Source organism: Pedobacter sp. KACC 23697 (genome assembly GCF_045348445.1).
In the GTDB taxonomy this organism is placed as follows: Bacteria; Bacteroidota; Bacteroidia; order Sphingobacteriales; family Sphingobacteriaceae; genus Pedobacter.
The window spans coordinates 4,827,431-4,844,342 of record NZ_CP157485.1 but is presented as its reverse complement, the minus strand read 5'-3'; the positions used below and the strand labels follow the sequence as shown (position 1 = coordinate 4,844,342).

General features: G+C 38.3%; 14 protein-coding genes, 1 pseudogene and 1 riboswitch. Of the genes and pseudogenes, 9 read left to right on the top strand and 6 right to left on the bottom strand.

Annotation, left to right across the window (positions count from 1 at the left end; translation table 11 throughout):
- Positions 1-5: 5 nt before the first annotated feature.
- Positions 6-1,436 (top strand): DUF4270 domain-containing protein, encoded by a 1,431-nt coding sequence (locus tag ABEG20_RS19730; protein ID WP_406824941.1) that lies wholly within the window; start codon positions 6-8, stop codon positions 1,434-1,436.
- A 134-nt stretch (positions 1,437-1,570) separates the two neighbouring features.
- Here the strand turns inward: ABEG20_RS19730 and ABEG20_RS19725 are convergent, their stop codons facing one another.
- On the bottom strand, positions 1,571-2,008 hold the full coding sequence (locus tag ABEG20_RS19725) for a single-stranded DNA-binding protein (RefSeq protein WP_406824940.1): 438 nt from the start codon (positions 2,006-2,008) through the stop codon (positions 1,571-1,573).
- 54 nt (positions 2,009-2,062) lie between these two features.
- Positions 2,063-3,124, bottom strand: coding sequence for an A/G-specific adenine glycosylase (mutY, locus tag ABEG20_RS19720; protein WP_406824939.1), 1,062 nt, complete (start codon positions 3,122-3,124; stop codon positions 2,063-2,065).
- Between the two features lie 168 nt (positions 3,125-3,292).
- Here mutY and ABEG20_RS19715 point away from each other — a divergent pair, with 168 nt between their 5' ends.
- The 5 genes from ABEG20_RS19715 (at position 3,293) to ABEG20_RS19695 (ending at position 8,621) form a co-directional block, all read left to right on the top strand.
- Positions 3,293-3,595 (top strand): HU family DNA-binding protein, encoded by a 303-nt coding sequence (locus ABEG20_RS19715; protein WP_055909222.1) that lies wholly within the window; start codon positions 3,293-3,295, stop codon positions 3,593-3,595.
- 10 nt (positions 3,596-3,605) lie between these two features.
- Positions 3,606-4,484 (top strand): tetratricopeptide repeat protein, encoded by an 879-nt coding sequence (locus ABEG20_RS19710; RefSeq protein WP_406824938.1) that lies wholly within the window; start codon positions 3,606-3,608, stop codon positions 4,482-4,484.
- Positions 4,485-4,763: 279 nt separating this feature from the next.
- Positions 4,764-6,314, top strand: a complete 1,551-nt coding sequence (locus tag ABEG20_RS19705) for a ribonuclease E/G (RefSeq protein WP_406824937.1) — start codon at positions 4,764-4,766, stop codon at positions 6,312-6,314.
- A 138-nt stretch (positions 6,315-6,452) separates the two neighbouring features.
- A complete protein-coding gene (gene radA / locus ABEG20_RS19700; protein WP_406824936.1) occupies positions 6,453-7,829 on the top strand; it encodes a DNA repair protein RadA in 1,377 nt (458 codons plus the stop codon).
- Positions 7,830-8,156: 327 nt separating this feature from the next.
- A complete protein-coding gene (locus ABEG20_RS19695; protein WP_406824935.1) occupies positions 8,157-8,621 on the top strand; it encodes a DUF4920 domain-containing protein in 465 nt (154 codons plus the stop codon).
- Positions 8,622-8,780: 159 nt separating this feature from the next.
- Here ABEG20_RS19695 and ABEG20_RS19690 read toward each other — a convergent pair whose 3' ends face one another.
- Both ABEG20_RS19690 and ABEG20_RS19685 read right to left on the bottom strand, forming a co-directional pair.
- Positions 8,781-9,845, bottom strand: coding sequence for a branched-chain amino acid aminotransferase (locus ABEG20_RS19690; protein ID WP_406824934.1), 1,065 nt, complete (start codon positions 9,843-9,845; stop codon positions 8,781-8,783).
- A 146-nt stretch (positions 9,846-9,991) separates the two neighbouring features.
- Entirely contained in the window at positions 9,992-10,957 is a 966-nt protein-coding gene (locus ABEG20_RS19685) for a tryptophan 2,3-dioxygenase family protein (RefSeq protein ID WP_406824933.1), read from the bottom strand.
- Positions 10,958-11,021: 64 nt separating this feature from the next.
- Positions 11,022-11,084: riboswitch (Fluoride riboswitch) on the top strand.
- Between the two features lie 18 nt (positions 11,085-11,102).
- Between ABEG20_RS19685 and ABEG20_RS19680 the strand changes: the two genes are divergently transcribed.
- Positions 11,103-12,380 (top strand): voltage-gated chloride channel family protein, encoded by a 1,278-nt coding sequence (locus tag ABEG20_RS19680; RefSeq protein WP_406824932.1) that lies wholly within the window; start codon positions 11,103-11,105, stop codon positions 12,378-12,380.
- Between the two features lie 332 nt (positions 12,381-12,712).
- On the opposite strand, the gene ABEG20_RS19675 is transcribed toward ABEG20_RS19680, so the two are convergent.
- Together ABEG20_RS19675 and ABEG20_RS19670 are read right to left on the bottom strand one after the other, a co-directional pair.
- Positions 12,713-14,014, bottom strand: coding sequence for an HAD-IB family phosphatase (locus ABEG20_RS19675; RefSeq protein ID WP_406824931.1), 1,302 nt, complete (start codon positions 14,012-14,014; stop codon positions 12,713-12,715).
- Positions 14,014-14,976 carry an NAD-dependent epimerase/dehydratase family protein gene (locus ABEG20_RS19670; protein WP_406824930.1) on the bottom strand — a complete coding sequence of 321 codons (963 nt, stop codon included), beginning with the start codon at positions 14,974-14,976 and terminating at the stop codon, positions 14,014-14,016. The genes ABEG20_RS19675 and ABEG20_RS19670 overlap by 1 nt, the downstream gene beginning before the upstream one ends.
- Positions 14,977-15,047: 71 nt before the next feature.
- Between ABEG20_RS19670 and ABEG20_RS19665 the strand changes: the two genes are divergently transcribed.
- Together ABEG20_RS19665 and ABEG20_RS19660 are read left to right on the top strand one after the other, a co-directional pair.
- Positions 15,048-16,229: a formimidoylglutamase gene (locus ABEG20_RS19665; protein WP_406824929.1), complete on the top strand. Its 1,182-nt coding sequence runs from the start codon at positions 15,048-15,050 to the stop codon at positions 16,227-16,229.
- A 139-nt stretch (positions 16,230-16,368) separates the two neighbouring features.
- Positions 16,369-16,748, top strand: a pseudogene (locus tag ABEG20_RS19660) (ATP-binding protein).
- Positions 16,749-16,912 lie beyond the last annotated feature (164 nt).

Sequence of the window (16,912 nt, the reverse complement as noted above, 5' to 3'; positions counted from 1 at the left end):
TAAATATGAAATTTACAAAACAAGACTTATTAACCCTGTTGATAGGTCTTTTTCTTTTTGCATCGTGTAAAAACCCCGATGGTGTTGGTTTAGATGTTGATCCCAATACCGCCATTACCGGAACTTTGGTGGTATCTCCTGTTACCACACAAATAGTAAAGGAAACGGCAGCGAATACATCAGGATTAAGCCGTTATCCATTAGGTTATATGACTGATCCGGTTTTTGGTAAAACAGAGGCAGGTATCGCAATGACCGTTTATCCTATCGTTAACACAGATTTTGGAACTGCACCTCAACTTGATTCAGCCGTTTTAGTATTAAAATTCGATGCATCCAGCACAGTGACCAAATTTTATGGTGATACGACTAATTCCAAATACAGTATAGATGTATTTCAACTGGCCAATAAGGTAACCAGTTATAAAAGCTCAGATGTTCAGGCCATCAACAATACCCTGTTAGGGAATTTTACCGGTAAATTGGCACCGAATACCAAACCAAAGATATTTGATGTTATACCTGGTAAAGACACCCTAAAAACAGTTCCTGCGCAGATCAGAATACCTTTAAATAAGGCGTTTATACAAAATGCCATACTGAACCAGGGTACGGCAGGAACCGCAACGGAAACCAAGTTTATTGAATCGTTTAAAGGTTTGTATGCGCAGATCAATAAAACATCTTCTACAGGCGTTGGCGGAATTGCATTTTTTAATTTTTCGGGAACTGATTCCTACCTGCAACTGGTTTGGAAAAAAACGAATACTTCCAACGGCGTAGATACTACAAGTGTAAATTTCCCTGTCGGAAAGCTGGTTTCAAACGGTAACGGCGGTTCTGAAATTTCGGGCGTAGCCGCCAACATTAAACACGATTATGCAGGCACAGAAGTGCAAAAGCAAATTGATGTTCCTATTCCGGCAGATCCAGCTCAACAATATAATGTAACTTATTTACAGGGATTAGCTGGATTAAAAACCAAATTAAAGTTCCCTCAATTGACCAACTTTACCAGTACTTATGGAAAAGCCATTATCAATAAGGCAGAATTAGTGGTAGAGATTGGTGAGAGTGCACCAGCATACCCTTTTAACGCTGCCCAACGTCTTTCTTTATATCGCTGGGATATTGCACAGCAACCTGCAGATATACCTGATTATACAACATTTTCTGCAAACGCTTCTGGTGGCGGGGCACTTTTTGGCGGTTATTTCGATTCGTTAAAGAAACGATACATCTTTATTATAACCAGCTATGTACAAAGCTTAATTGATAAAAACATGGAAGACTATGGCACATTCCTGGCACCTACATCTTATACTGATTTTCAGAAGGTACCTACTGCTATTTCTGCCGAAAGATCGGTTATTGGCGCGAGCAGTACAACTGCAAATAAGATAAAGTTAAATATTTATTACACGAAGATTAATTAATAATTTTAGTGAGATCATAGGAAACTCCTGCCGGTAAACCGGCAGGAGTTTTTTGTTTAAGGTCCAAAAAATAAGCGCATAAAAAAAGCTCCCTCTCATCAGGCAGCTTTTTCAATATCACATTAAACGTCTACTTAAAACGGAAGATCGCCATTTTCATCAGATGGACCAATTGTAAATTCATCATCAATTTTTGTCTCCGTGTTTTGATGGGCCGGTGTTGCTGGACTTTGCTCGAAATCGCTTTTTCTGCCTAACATGGTGAAGTTTTCGGCCACAATTTCAGTTACATATTTTTTAACCTTTTCTTTATCTTCAAAGGATCTTGTTCTTAGTTTGCCCTCTATGTAAACCAGTTTCCCTTTCTGCAGGTACTTGGAAGCCACCTCGGCCAATCCGCGCCATAATACAATATTGTGCCACTCTGTTTGCTCTACCCTCTTGCCGTCTTTGTTGTATGTTTCCGAAGTCGCTAATGGAAAGCTGGCTACTGTTACGCCACCGTCTAAATGCCGCACTTCAGGGTCTTTGCCTAAGTGGCCTACTAAAATAACTTTGTTAATCCCAGACATAAATATTTTTGGTTAGTTGTTTTCTTTTGTAAATGTGCTGCATAAAATGGTTAGTTATTCCATTTTATCCTGGTAAAAATATTCCTGAACAAAATCATGGATTACTTTTGGTTGCGGTAACTCATCTAATTTACTTAAAGAAACCCAATTAAGTTCCTTTTGTTTATTAAAGTTAAATATATAATTTTTTAATGCAAAAAATTGTATATGGATTATTTGGTGAGTCAAAACATGCTTTTTAGCACTTATAAAGCTAAAATCTACCTCATTTCCAAATGCAGATTTTACCTGGTCAATGAATAATGAATCGCTCCACTCGTATTTTTCAGTTGTTTCTATAGTCGGGAAATCATATAAATGCTGCCATATATCTCCTGCCTGCCGTTCCCTGATCAATACTTTCTCCTCTTTAAAACAAATAAAATAATTGATATACCGATGTTTCTGTTCAGCTTTACGGATTTTAACAGGCAATGTATTTACCTGGCCGTGGTTATAGGCATAACAATGTTGATTGAGCGGACAGATACCACAATTGGGCGATTTTGGCTTACATTGTATGGCTCCAAACTCCATAATAGCCTGATTATACAGCGCAGGGTCTTCTTTATATAACAATTCATTAGCCAGCGCATAAAACTCTTTTTTACCGGCAGGGCTATTTATTGGGGTAGCTAAACCATAAAACCTGGAGAGCACCCTAAATACATTTCCATCTACCACCGCGCGAGCTTCTCCTGAAGAAAATGAAGAGATTGCAGCAGCGGTATATTCACCAATTCCTTTCAATTTTATGAGCTCATCATGCAGATTTGGGAAGATTCCATCATAATCTTTCACCACAATCTGAGCAGTTGCATGCATATTCCTTCCTCTCGAGTAGTAACCCAGGCCTTGCCAAAGCTTTAAAACTTTGGCTTCGGTAGCACGGGCAAAATCTGCCACTGTAGGGAAATTTTCTAAAAACCGGTTAAAGTAAGGAAGCCCTTGCTCTACTCTTGTTTGTTGTAATATAACCTCTGATAACCAGATGGTATAAGCATCATTGGTGTGTCTCCATGGTAAATCTCTTTTATTGATCAGGTACCAATTGATGAGTTCATTTTGAAATGTCATTGCTGCAAATTACGGTCTATTTATCCAATTAAAAAAAACTTGCAATAGTCTGATAAGTCTGGCGATAAAAAAATCATCTTTTATTTCCCTATCTCATTAAAAAGCAATACTTTTGCAACCCCAAAACAGTAGTAATATTAAAACATAATATATAATAAATAATAAAATATGACTAAGGCAGATATTATTTCAGAAATATCAACAAAAACCGGAATTGAGAAGGTTGATGTACAGGAAACAGTGGAGGCATTTTTCAAGGTTATCAAAACCAGCATGATTGGCGGTGAAAATGTATACGTTAGAGGCTTCGGGAGCTTTGTTGTTAAAAAGAGAGCGCAAAAAACTGCGAGAAATATCTCAAAAAACACTGCGATAATTATCCCTGAACACTTTGTTCCTAGCTTTAAACCAGCAAAAGTATTTGTTGATAAAGTAAAAAGTAACTCAAAAAAAATTAAAGTAGAAGCCTAAGTCTTAATATATGAATAGCAACATCAGATCAAAACAAACCATTGTTATTGGAGCGATTGTATTGCTTGTTGCATTCTTATTTACAAGAGACATTAAGGGTTTAGTTAAACCAACGGAAGAAAACGGAAAAATGCCTTCAAGTGGCCAAATGGCCGGAGCAACTTCTCCATCATCAACATCGGTATTAAACCTCGAAACTTCATCTACAGCTGCAAAAAATGTGATCAATAAGAATTTGGCCACAGATATTACAGTTCTAGAAAACAGTTACAAAGGCGCAAATGGCGCAGAAAAGATTCAACTTGCCAAACAACTCGCCCAGAAATGGGACGATGTTGAACAAATTACTCCTTCTGCCCTATATTTAGAAGTTGTAGCCGAAGGTGAACCATCAACAAAATCTTGGTTAGCTGCCGGAAATCAATTTATAAAAGCTTTTGAAAGCACACAAGACAGCCTCGCGCAGCCTGCTTTATTGCAGAAAGCGAATATGGCTTACAAAAATGCATTAGAGAAAGACTCTGCAAACATTGAAGCTAAAACGGGCTTAGGTGTAACAATAGTTAATGGCTTAGGTGCACCAATGCAAGGTATTGCAATGTTGCTGGAAGTTGTGGCTAAAGAACCTAAAAATGTGAAGGCCAATATGAATTTGGGGTTGTTCTCAATAAAATCAGGTCAGTTTGACAAGGCAATTCCCCGTTTTAACACGGTAATTGCTGCAGCACCAACCCCTGAAGCCTATTTTTATTTGGGTACAGCCTTAGAAAATTTAGGCAGAAACAAAGAAGCAGTAAATGCTTACCTATCAAGCAAAAAATTAGCGGCTAACCCAACCTTATCTTCTTTTATTGATAAGAAGGTAGCTGAACTAAAGAATAAAAATTAATTAACAGATTAATAAAAACATTTAAAACTTAAAACTATGCCAAGCGGTAAAAAAAGAAAGAGACATAAAATGGCTACCCACAAACGTAAAAAACGTTTAAGAAAAAACAGACATAAGAAAAAATAGTTTCTTATTTTGATTAAGCCAGTTAAACCTCATAGTAAACGCTATGAGGTTTAAACAATTTATATGATTTTTTTAATTGTATATTTTTTGGCTACGTCAATGTTTTATTTACTATCCATTTGTTAATAGGCGAAAGCCTTAAATCTGTAGCTGTTGGTAAAAGAATTAATTATCAATTCGACTCCTGCCGGAGTTACCATAGCGTTGATTGAAGACAAACAACTTGTTGAGCTTCACAAAGAACAAATCAATATTAATTACGCCGTAGGCGATATTTATTTAGGCCGCATAAAAAAAATTATGCCGGGTCTGAATGCCGCTTTTGTGGATGTTGGTTATGAAAAAGATGCGTTTTTGCATTACTTTGATTTGGGCCCTCAGGTGCAATCTTTAATTAAGCTAACGAAGATCAAGCGTAATGGCTCGGTTACAGGCACATTATTAGATAATTTAAAGCTGGAAGCCGATATTAATAAGGCAGGCAAAATTTCTGATGTGCTCAGTAAAAACATGCTCCTACCTGTACAAATTGCCAAAGAACCAATTTCTACAAAAGGTCCGCGTTTAAGTTCCGACATTTCGATTGCCGGCAGGTATGTGGTACTGGTGCCATTCTCCAATACCATATCCGTATCAAAAAAAATTAAAAGTAATACCGAGCGTAATCGTTTAAAAAAGATTATCGAAAGTATTAAGCCTCAAAATTTTGGGGTCATTATCAGAACCGTTTCTGAAGGCAGAGGAGTTGCCGAAATGCAAAAAGATCTTCTAGATTTAATTGCCAAATGGGAGAACTTCATTAAAAAAATGCCGTCTACCGAACCTTCAAAAAGAGTTTGGGGAGAAATGGACAGATCATCAACGTTAATTCGTGATATTCTGAACCCTGATTTTACAAACGTTTACGTCAGTACTCCGGATCTGTATGATGATATCCGTTCTTATGTTCACGATATTTCTCCTGAAATGGAAAAAATCGTTAAACTTTACAAACAGAAGGAACCGATATTCGATCATTTCGGTGTAGAAAAGCAAATTAAAAACGCTTTCGGAAAAACAGTAAACTTACCCGGTGGCGCTTACCTTGTTGTTGAGCACACTGAAGCACTCCACGTCATAGACGTGAACAGTGGAAACCGTACTGCCAGTAAGGAAAATCAAGAAGAGAATGCTTTACAGGTAAACAAAGAGGCGGCTAAAGAAATTGCCCGTCAACTGCGCTTGCGCGATATGGGCGGCATTGTGGTCATCGATTTTATCGATATGCACAAACCAACAAACCGTAAAATACTATTCGATTATTTGCGTGAGCTGATGTTATTGGATAGAGCCAAACATACGATATTGCCTCCGAGCAAATTTGGTTTGGTGCAGATTACCAGACAACGTGTTCGTCCGGAAATGAACATTGTTACAGTAGAAAAGTGCCCGGCCTGCGATGGGACCGGAGAAATTAAAGCGAGTATCGTTTTAATGGATGATATTGAGAACAACCTTAATTATATACTAAGAGAGCAGAATGAAAAAGGTGTAACACTCTGTGTACACCCTTATATAGAAGCTTATATTACAAAAGGTATTTTCAACCTTCAACGCCGCTGGTTCTTTAAATACGGCCAGTGGATTAAAGTTAAAGCACAATCATCTTATCATTTAACTGAGTTCCACTTTATCTCTGCGAAAGACGAAGAGATTAAACTGTAACTGAAAAAACATTTAACTGAAAGCCTGGATACTCATCCGGGCTTTTTGCTTAGGTGTAATTTCAAACCTCGCAGGTTTTAAAAACCTGCGAGGTTTATCAACGAGAAAGGTTAAATTCGTAATCTAAAATTTAATCAATTGGCAAAATCAAAAACTGCATATTTCTGTCAGAGCTGTGGCTACGAATCGGCAAAATGGCTGGGAAAATGTCCTTCCTGCAATCAATGGAATACCTTTGTAGAAGAAATTGTAGAAAAAAGTCCGGCATCAGTTCCTACCTGGAAAAGCGAGACTGCCAGCCGAAAGCTAAGCAAGCCGAGCAAGGTTAATGAAATACAATCATCAACCGAGCGTAGGATATTAACCGGCGATAAAGAATTAGATCGTGTATTAGGTGGTGGATTGGTAGAAGGATCTTTGGTATTAATCGGTGGTGAACCAGGCATTGGAAAATCTACCCTGATGCTGCAACTGGCCTTAAATTTAAAAGGCAAAAAACTACTATATATCTCTGGAGAAGAAAGCGAACAACAGATAAAAATGCGGGCGGAAAGGATTCAGGAAAGTCCTTCGTCTAACTGTTACATCTTAACAGAGACATCGACGCAAAATATCTTTAAACAGATCGAAATTTTAGAACCAGAAATTTTGGTAGTCGATTCTATTCAAACGCTCCATTCAGCACATATTGATTCTACTCCGGGCAGCGTATCACAGGTAAGGGAATGTACCGCCGAATTATTGCGTTTTGCAAAAGAAACGGGCGTACCAGTTTTCCTGATCGGCCACATCACTAAAGATGGCGCCATTGCAGGACCTAAAATACTTGAACACATGGTTGATACGGTTTTGCAGTTCGAAGGCGACAGGCACCATGTTTATCGTATTCTGCGGTCGATTAAAAACAGATTTGGAGCAGCTGCAGAACTGGGTATTTATGAAATGCAGGGAAGTGGTTTAAGGGAAGTTTCCAATCCTTCTGAGATTTTATTATCGCAACGGGATGAAGAGCTGAGCGGAATAGCCGTAGCTGCAACTTTAGAAGGCGCAAGACCGATGTTAATTGAAACACAGGCCCTGGTCAGTTCAGCAGCATATGGAACCCCACAACGCTCTGCAACAGGTTTCGATACCAAAAGAATGAATATGCTCTTAGCTGTATTAGAAAAACGCTGTGGCTTTAGGTTAAGTACACAAGATGTTTTCTTAAATATTGCAGGCGGAATTAGGGTAGAAGATCCTGCCATTGACCTGGCGGTATTGATTGCTATTATATCATCTCATCAGGATATTGCGGTGTCTTCAAAAAATTGTTTCGCTGCAGAGGTAGGCCTATCCGGGGAAATTAGAGCGGTAAACAGAATCGAACAGCGTATTGCCGAAGCAGACAAGCTGGGTTTCGAAACCATTTATATTTCTAAATATAATTTGAAGGGTATTTCTTTAGAAAAATACAACCTTGAGATTAAAGCTGTAAGTAAAATTGAAGAAGTATTCAGCCTTGTTTTTGGATAACAATAAAAGGTGTGGAAATAACTCAACAACATGCCCCACAAAGGAGATAATATTCCACAGGTTTATCAAAACATTGATCATTAACCGTACAAGAAAAACAAAATAACTCACTGAATATAAGAATATTAACTACAACAGAAACAAAGATTAAAGTTTTGGTTTCTGGTTTGCCTAAAATACTAAGATATGTAAATCATAGCTTTTGATCTACATAATATTAGGGATGATTTTCCTCGCTAACGGATGTTAGCGGGGCTTTTTTGTTTTTAATATTTAGAAAAAATTTAGATAACTTTGATCAGACCATCACCAAATCAATTATAAATCATGAAAAAAATTATTCTAAGCTTAAGTTTTTGCCTGTTTACGGCACTTTCATTTGGCCAGGCGGTATATACTGGTCAAAAATTTGGAGAAGAAGTTAAACCAGGTGATGTAAAACCTGCTGCCAAGATGGAAGCTGCCATGGGCGATAAAAAAACGGTGGACATGAAAATCGAAGGCAAAGTAGTAGATGTATGTAAGAAAAAGGGTTGCTGGATGACGTTAGAAATGCCAAATGGCGACCCTATGCGGGTAACTTTTAAAGATTATGCTTTCTTTATGCCAATGGATATTGTAGGCAAAAAAGTAGTTTTGGATGGCTTAGCAAAAAAACAGACCATTTCAGTAGAAACCTTACGCCATTATGCGGAAGACGCTAAAAAATCTCCTGAAGAAGTAGCAAAAATTACTGATCCTAAAAAAGAACTGGCTTTTGAAGCTAAAGGGGTAGTGATTTTAGATAAGTAATTCGCAGAATTAAACATGATAGTATTCGTCACCCTGAATTTATTTCAGGGTCTTAAAGATGCTGAAATAAATTCAGCATGACGAAACAGGAAAACGAGACAAAAAATAACCCCGGTGCAGAATCTGCATCGGGGTTTTATTTTTTAACAGGATTTCAGCTTATAAAACCCAGTTCCAGCCAAATTCATCAGGTGCTAAACCGTAGCGGATATCGTTCAGTTTTTTAGCAATGCCGTTTGAAATATGTCTTGTAGCGGGATCAGTTAATTTATAGATCTGACCGTTATAACCCATTTCGCCCACGTGTGTTACAGTAGCTGCAGTTCCGGCAGCAAAAGCTTCAGTTAAGCTTCCGTTTTCAATTCCTTCAATTACTTCCTGAACAGAAACCCTACGTTCTTCAACTTCTACCCCAGCCTCTTTCGCCAGTTTGATAATTGTATCGCGCGTTACACCATCTAAAACAGTACTTCGTACTGATGGTGTTACCAGTTTACCATTAATCACAAAAAGCAAGTTGGCTGTTCCGGCTTCTTCAATAAATTCATGTGTTACTGAATCTGTCCAGATCAATTGATCGTAGCCTTCTTTTTTAGCTTGCTCAAAAGGGTATAACGAACGCGCATAATTTCCAGCAGTTTTGGCAAAACCCACACCGCCTTCATCTGCACGTGTAAATTCAGTTTCGATTTTAACTTTTAATGCACTGCTGTAATATGGACCTGTTGGTGTGGTTAACAAAACAAATTTATAGGTATCTGATGCCTTAACACCCAAATAAGGATCCATGGCGAACATTACCGGACGGATATACAAAGCATAATCTTCCTGATTTGGCACCCACTTTTCATCAACATTGATCAGCGCAGCCAAACCCTGCATAAAAATCTCTTCAGGAACACCCGGCATCGACATTCTTGCTGCTGATTTGTTAAAACGTTCGAAGTTTTTATCGGCACGGAATACACTGATTTTTCCGCTTGGCTGACGATAAGCTTTTAGTCCTTCAAAAATTGCCTGTCCATAATGAAGAGCAGAAATTGCCGGACTCATCGGAATAGGGCCATAAGGAAGAATCTGTAAATTTTTCCATTCACCGTCTTCGTAATCGGCAGTAAACATGTGATCGGTAAAAACCTTACCGAACGGTAATTGCGAAAAATCAGTAACAGTTAAACGTGTCTGGTCTGTTTTAGTGATTTTTATATCTAATGTCTCGGTCATACTTTATTAATTTGGAGTGAGTGATTTTTGAATGAGTGATTGATTTGCATCATGCAATTCAATCATTCTGTCATTCTCTAATTCAATCATTAATTATTTCGCGCAAATTAAGAAAAAACAGGCTTTTTTAATAGTTTTTTGCAATATTAATCTTTGTTTTTGAGTGTTTTAAGTACACTAAGCACCCACCCTTTACCCCACTCTTCCATTTGCACATCTGTCCATAGAAACGGATAAAAGATTCGCTTCTGAAAACGTGGAGGCAGGTACTTTTGCCAGTTGGTTCCACCTGTTGCCGCAATATCAACCGGATCTTTCTCCAGATAACGTACAGCAGATTTGTAATGAGACAAAGGCCATTCTACATTAACATAAAGATCGAGTTTACGTAATTCATCAGCAAGGGCAGAAACATCGGCTCCATTGGCTTGTAGTTGGTGATATAAAGCGGAGAAATTGGTCAAAGTACGATCTTTTGCCAGCTGTAGAAACTGCGCTGCATACTTTTTAATAAATTGCTTTAAAGTTAAAGTTTGCTTACCTGAAGCCAGTTCGGTTGCACCGAATTTCCAATAAATATTTTCGAACTGTTCTTCTATTGTTGCAGTGCTTAGCTCCTCACGCCTCGATTTGTCTACCAACCGGATAAAATCCGTAGCACAGATCTCGATCATCCGGTACTGGCCCGATTGGAATCCACTGGCTGGCAGTAACGACATGCGGAATTTCAGGAACTGTTCTTTCTCCATACCATCAACCATCACCTCAAAAGAAGTGGTTAAAGCGTTGAAATAAGCATTGATCCGTTTTACCCTTGCTGTAAAAAATTCGACGGTTAAATTTTCATGCTCCGCAATCTGCCTGCATTCATGCAATGCAAGCTTAAAATAAAGTTCGGTAATCTGGTGGTACATGATGAAAATCTCTTCATCAGGGATTGGTGTTTTAGGATTTTGCAGGCTTAGCAAGGTATCTAAATGGATGTAATCCCAATAGGTCAAGAAATCAGCATATAGAAGTCCATCAAGGTATGATGCCATATCCTGCCCCATTGCGGTATACTTTTCCTGTAGCCGGTGTAGTTTGTCTTTTATTTCAGGTGTAAAATCCATGATTTTAAGTTAGCTGCACAAAGGTGATAAAGATTTTGCAACAAATAACTAAAATTTATACATTTGAAACAAAGGCGATGGGGTACCGCCAAAACCGCCCAAACAGGCTGATGACTCCTGCGATTTTTATTTAAAATTGAATACAATGCCTGTTAAAAAATTAACAGAAGGATTTCTTCTGTCTATCAAACACTTTATTAAACCTGACTTCGGATTACTCTTAACGAGTACAGTAAAATGGCTATTAATCTCTGCAATATTGGGTGGAATTATCGGCTCAGCCTCTGCCCTGTTTTTAGAAACTTTAAACTGGGCCACAAATTATCGTGAGCAACACCTTTGGATAATCACTTTTTTACCAATTGCAGGTATAATTATTGGTTTAGCTTACCATTATTGGGGTGCAAAGGTTGTCAAAGGAAACAACCTTTTGATCGAGGAATTACAATCGCCCAGGAATATGATTCCGCTGATTATGGCACCGCTCATTTATGCGGGCACAATTATCACTCATTTATTTGGCGGATCGGCTGGACGAGAGGGCACAGCTGTACAAATTGGCGGAGCTTTTGCCGACCAGTTTACAAAACTGTTTAAACTTAAGAACAGGGACCGCAAAGTGATCCTCATCTGCGGGATCAGTGCAGGTTTTGCCTCTGTTTTTGGAACACCTTTGGCGGGCGCCGTATTCGGATTGGAGGTTTTTGTGATTGGAAGTTTAACTTACAGTTCAATTCTTCCCTCATTTATCACGGCAATTATTGCCGATTATGCCTGCAAAGCCTGGGGCGTTGGGCATACCCATTATTCTATAGCCGCTGTACCAGAAATAAACTCGATAAACCTATTGTTATCTTTAGGAGCAGGCATATTGTTTGGCCTTACAGCCAGAAGTTTCTCAACCTTAAACCATGCGTTATCCGGTTTTTTTGCCAAAATTAAATATCCACCCTTACGACCGTTTATTGGCGGAATTATTTTGGTAGCCATTATTTATCTGATTGGAAATACACGATATATCGGTTTGGGTATTCCGGTTATTTCGGAATCTTTTATCAAGCAAGAGGCCTATTATACCTTTGCAATTAAATTATTTTTAACTGCATTTACCCTGAGTGCAGGGTTTAAGGGGGGTGAAGTTACGCCACTTTTTTTTATCGGGGCCACACTGGGTAGTTTTTTGAGTTTTTTGATTCCTTTACCGCTTAGCCTGTTGGCGGGCATGGGTTTCGTGGCTGTTTTTGCTGGGGCAGCGAATACTCCTTTAGCCTGTATTTTTATGGGGATAGAGTTATTTGGTGCATCGTCAGGAATTTATATTGCCCTGGCCTGCGTTACCGCTTATCTATTTTCAGGCCATACGGGGATTTATAAATCGCAGACCATCGGGGCACCGAAGCATTTGTTGTTGAGGAGACGGTAAGCGGGTAGCGATTAGCGTAAAGCGTTTTGCGTGAGGCAAAAGGCCCTTAATATCCACAGAGAAGCACTATCCATTTTTGTCATTCTGAACGCAGTGAAGAATCTTAATTACAAAACAATGATTCGAGGAAGCCTAACCTAATGAAGGAAATTAGAAGAGACCAAAAGATTCTTCGTTACACTCAGAATGACAAAATGCTGTATAAAATCAGTCCTCCCGATTGAAACGCAGTCCGGAACTTTCTAGAAAGAGATCGATCTAGACAGATTTTTAGACTTCGTTACGAGATGAGGATATTTAGGTGATTCCCTTATCCTTCTTGCATTTTACATCTAATACAGCACTCTAAATTTTATCGTTTGTTCGATCTTTTTAAGCGATTTGAATAATTGTTTATCGTATTGCGCATTAATATCGGTAATCGCGTAACCTATTTCGGGATTCGTCATTAAAAACTGGCTCACAATATTAATATCATGCCTGGCAAAAACAGTATTGATTTTCGCCATAATACCGGGAACGTTTTTATGAATATGAATTAAGCGGTGTGATTTATCAATTTTTGGCAATTGCAGATTCGGGAAATTAGCACTTAAATATGTTGCACCGGTATTCATAAAATCGGCCACACGCTTCGGGATAAAATCGATGTTACGCGGGTTATTTTTAGGATCATCGAAAACCACAATACCTTGTGTGGTACATAAACTGAGATCTATTTTATTTTTTGCGTTCCCTAAATAGCCAATAGTTTTTAGTTTTGCCGCATTTTTCAACTGCTCCCTGCTTATTTTTTCACCATCTGCTAAAACAATAATCCCTACATCTTTTAAGTATTTATCCTCAAAAGAGGTTTTATGTCTAATTGATAAGCCATCATTTTTAAGGATAGAAATCGTTAAAGGGTCAACTTCACCAATTACCAGACAAAGGATTCTATTTTTAGGATAGGAAATGGCACGTGGCAGATCATTTACATACAGAAACTCGTCGAAACTTGGTGTTACATGGTCTGCTTTGGAAACGATGCTTTCGCGGGCGATATTTTCTGTAAAGGCAAAAAATTTATTGATGATCCCGCTTTCGCGCAGTTGGAAATCGGAATAGCCATCACCTATGCCAAATAACTCGCCTTCGAGTTTTAAATGCTGAAGTAATTTTACTTTACCACCTTCTTCGCTTAAAGGATTGGCATGATCATAGTCTATAATTTTGCCATCGCCAGTGGTTACAAATGTATTGGCATAAATATTTTCCTTCTTGATGTGGTACTGGCTTACTACCGGGGTAATAAATTCCTTAAAACCACCAGATACAATCAGTACTTCATCCGCATGTTTCTTAAAAAACTCGGCATTACGCGAAAAAGAAGTAGATACCTTCTTTTTTAAATGTTTAATGAGCTGTTTTAAATGATCTTCATTCGCTTCGAGCAGTTTAACACGTTGCGCTAAACTTTCGGAGAAGGAAAGTTTTCCTTCCATGGCAAAATTCGTATAATCTTCGATCTTTTGAAAAATCGCCTCTTTATCCGGGTGGTTCTTTAGCGAAATTCGGGCAAGTTCATCAAGGGCTTCTACCTGTGTAAAGGTACTATCAAAATCGATGATGTAATAAGCTTTCTGTTTGGGCATTATTTTAAATGTTGGGTAATTTCTTTTATGCTTTCGGCAACCGGCTTAAAGATAATGCCTGTTGCTGTTTTTACTTTATGATTATTATAATAACTTAAGGTTAAACTGCTTTTTGCAGCATCTTTGGTGATGGAGGGCTGTTGACCCGTAAATATAGAGGCAAATTTAAGGGCTCTCCAGGCTATTCCAAGCATCCATGGCTTTGCTTCTTTTGTTGGCGCTTTAACACCAAAACCCTGAGCAATTTCGCTGAATAAATCTTTATAATGATAATCATCTGCAGAAATGATAAACCTTTCTCCTGAAACTTCCGCATCCATTAACAGGATCATCGCTTTAGCTACATCTTCAACATCAACAAAACCCGAAGCACCATCAGTATAAAATGGAAAACCGCCTTTTACCAATTTAAAAATTGCCCCACTGCCTTCAAACCCTGCATTTTTACCAATAATTACCGATGGATTAACAATGATGGCGTCTAATCCTTCTGTAATACCGCGCCAAACTTCCATTTCTCCTTCGTATTTGGATAAACCGTAAGCATGTGCTTTTGCATCATATTCCCAAAAATCTTTTTCGGTAATTTTATGACCCTTTTTTGCATTGCCCAGGGCGGCAACCGAACTAACATGCAATAGTCTGCAATTATTTTCGGCGCAAAGGTTAACCATGTTCGATGTACCTTCAATATTTACATGAAAAAGCTGCTTTTTATCTTTCGGGTTAAAGGATACGAATGCCGCACAATGGTAAACTTTGGTAATCCCGGTAAAAGCATCTTCTAAAGCAGCTGGCTCATTAATATCGGCTTCAAACCATTCAATCAATGGAATATTTTCAATCAGTAAAGGGATTTTAGATTTCTCCCGCCTGAGCGCCCGAACAGTTAAACCACTATCAGTTAACTGCTTAATTAATTCAGATCCTAAAAATCCAGTTCCTCCGGTTACCAGTATCATTTTATTTTTTTCGGGCTATATGTGGAAATACGCATTCAAAAATAGATATTTGAGCCGAGAGTTTTAAATATATGTCATTAACGGATTTCTTTTCCCCAATAAACCCCGATAGTTTTACGCCCAAACAAGGTTTTTTCACAAGTCAGTTAGGGTTAAAAGTGCAGATTTACACTGAATCGTTTCCTGATTTCGAGGAACATACCTACGATCTGGCCATTTTTGGGGTGCTTGATGGAAGAGGTGCCGTTAACAATGAAGGCTGTGCCCTGGCTCCTGATTATTTCAGAGAGAAATTTTACAAGCTGAATGAAGGTGCTTTTAACAGCCGGATTGTTGATTTAGGCAATATTAAACATGGTGCAACCATTGCCGATACTTACATCGCCATCAAAATGGTGGTTTCGGAACTCATTAAAAAAGATATTATCCCAATCATTATTGGCGGCGGACAAGACCTAACCTATGGTCAATACCTGGGTTATGAAGATTTAGAGCAAAAAGTAGATCTCGTGATCATTGATAACCAATTTGATATTGGCGACGACGATCATGGAGGAATTGCCACCCGATCAGATTGTTACCTGAACAAGATTTTCTTACATCAGCCCAATTACCTTTTCAACTTTAGCAATGTGGGTTATCAAACTTATTTTGTAAATCAGGAAAGTTTGAGTGTAATGGATAAATTATATTTTGATGTACACCGCCTGGGTGAATTTGCCCAGGATATCACCTTAACAGAGCCCATCATCCGCAATGCCAACATGCTCAGCTTTGATATTGGTGCTATCCGTTCTGCTGATGCCGCAGCAAATGCCAATACCACGCCAAACGGTTTTGATGGCGAAGAAGCCTGTCGTATTTCCCGCTACGCCGGTATGAATGATAAATTAACGTCAATAGGGTTTTATGAATTTAACCCTGCTTACGATAATAATGGACAAACTGCCTTTTTACTCGCCCAAATGGTATGGTATTTTGTAGATGGATATTACGCCCGTAAAAAAGATTTCCCGCTTACACCGAAATCGCAGTATATCATCTATAGAACCAGTTTAAAAGATGGCTCGGGAGAAATGACGTTTGTAAAAAGTAAAAAATCAGACCGCTGGTGGATGCAGGTACCTTATCCATCCGGCCAGTCCAAAAACGAACGTTACCATTTGGTACCTTGCCGATATGATGATTACCAGGTTGCTGTAAATGGCGATATGCCCGATTTGTGGTGGAGAACCTATCAAAAGCTGAATTAGCATTTGTGCAATTTCAAAGTTAAATCCGTGTAATTTCAAAGTTGATCTTGTGTAATTTCAAAATGAAAGCCGTGTAATTTCAAAGTAGCTTTAGTATGTATTTACTTTTTTTTAGTAATTTTTACTAAAACAACTTGCTATGCAACAATTAGTTAAAAGGCAGATAAGAAAACATATTGATCAACAAAAAAGTAAATTTCCTGTTATTGCAGTTACCGGTCCAAGGCAATCAGGAAAGACCACATTATTAAAGAATATATTTAGTGATTACAATACGTTTCGCTTGAAACCCCAGATGTTAGGACTTTTGCAACCGAAGACCCTAATGGCTTTTTAACTGAATATCATGATAAGGTAATTTTTGACGAAGTGCAAAGAGTCCCATTACTTTTTTCTTACTTACAAGGCATAGTCGATGAATCTAAAATAATGGGACAGTTTATTTTATCGGGCTCACAAAATTTCCATTTAATGCATGGCATCACACAAAGTCTTGCGGGCAGGGTGGCACTATTTTAACTTTTACCTTTTGATCTATCTGAGCTTAAGGTCAACTTACTTCAACATTCATTTGCAGGGGCCTGTATTAAAGGTTTCTATCCTGCTATTTACGATCGTGATATAGCACCATATATATATTTTACCAATTATATACAAACCTATGTAGAAAAAGATGTAACTGA

Coding starts and splice junctions, on each gene's coding strand:
- ABEG20_RS19680 (WP_406824932.1), top strand. CDS start 11,103: ATGCCTGTTAAAAAATTAACAGAAGGATTTCTTCTGTCTATCAAACAC.
- ABEG20_RS19665 (WP_406824929.1), top strand. CDS start 15,048: ATGTCATTAACGGATTTCTTTTCCCCAATAAACCCCGATAGTTTTACG.
- ABEG20_RS19710 (WP_406824938.1), top strand. CDS start 3,606: ATGAATAGCAACATCAGATCAAAACAAACCATTGTTATTGGAGCGATT.
- ABEG20_RS19690 (WP_406824934.1), bottom strand. CDS start 9,845: ATGACCGAGACATTAGATATAAAAATCACTAAAACAGACCAGACACGT.
- ABEG20_RS19685 (WP_406824933.1), bottom strand. CDS start 10,957: ATGGATTTTACACCTGAAATAAAAGACAAACTACACCGGCTACAGGAA.
- ABEG20_RS19715 (WP_055909222.1), top strand. CDS start 3,293: ATGACTAAGGCAGATATTATTTCAGAAATATCAACAAAAACCGGAATT.
- mutY (WP_406824939.1), bottom strand. CDS start 3,124: ATGACATTTCAAAATGAACTCATCAATTGGTACCTGATCAATAAAAGA.
- ABEG20_RS19670 (WP_406824930.1), bottom strand. CDS start 14,976: ATGATACTGGTAACCGGAGGAACTGGATTTTTAGGATCTGAATTAATT.
- ABEG20_RS19695 (WP_406824935.1), top strand. CDS start 8,157: ATGAAAAAAATTATTCTAAGCTTAAGTTTTTGCCTGTTTACGGCACTT.
- ABEG20_RS19675 (WP_406824931.1), bottom strand. CDS start 14,014: ATGCCCAAACAGAAAGCTTATTACATCATCGATTTTGATAGTACCTTT.
- ABEG20_RS19730 (WP_406824941.1), top strand. CDS start 6: ATGAAATTTACAAAACAAGACTTATTAACCCTGTTGATAGGTCTTTTT.
- ABEG20_RS19725 (WP_406824940.1), bottom strand. CDS start 2,008: ATGTCTGGGATTAACAAAGTTATTTTAGTAGGCCACTTAGGCAAAGAC.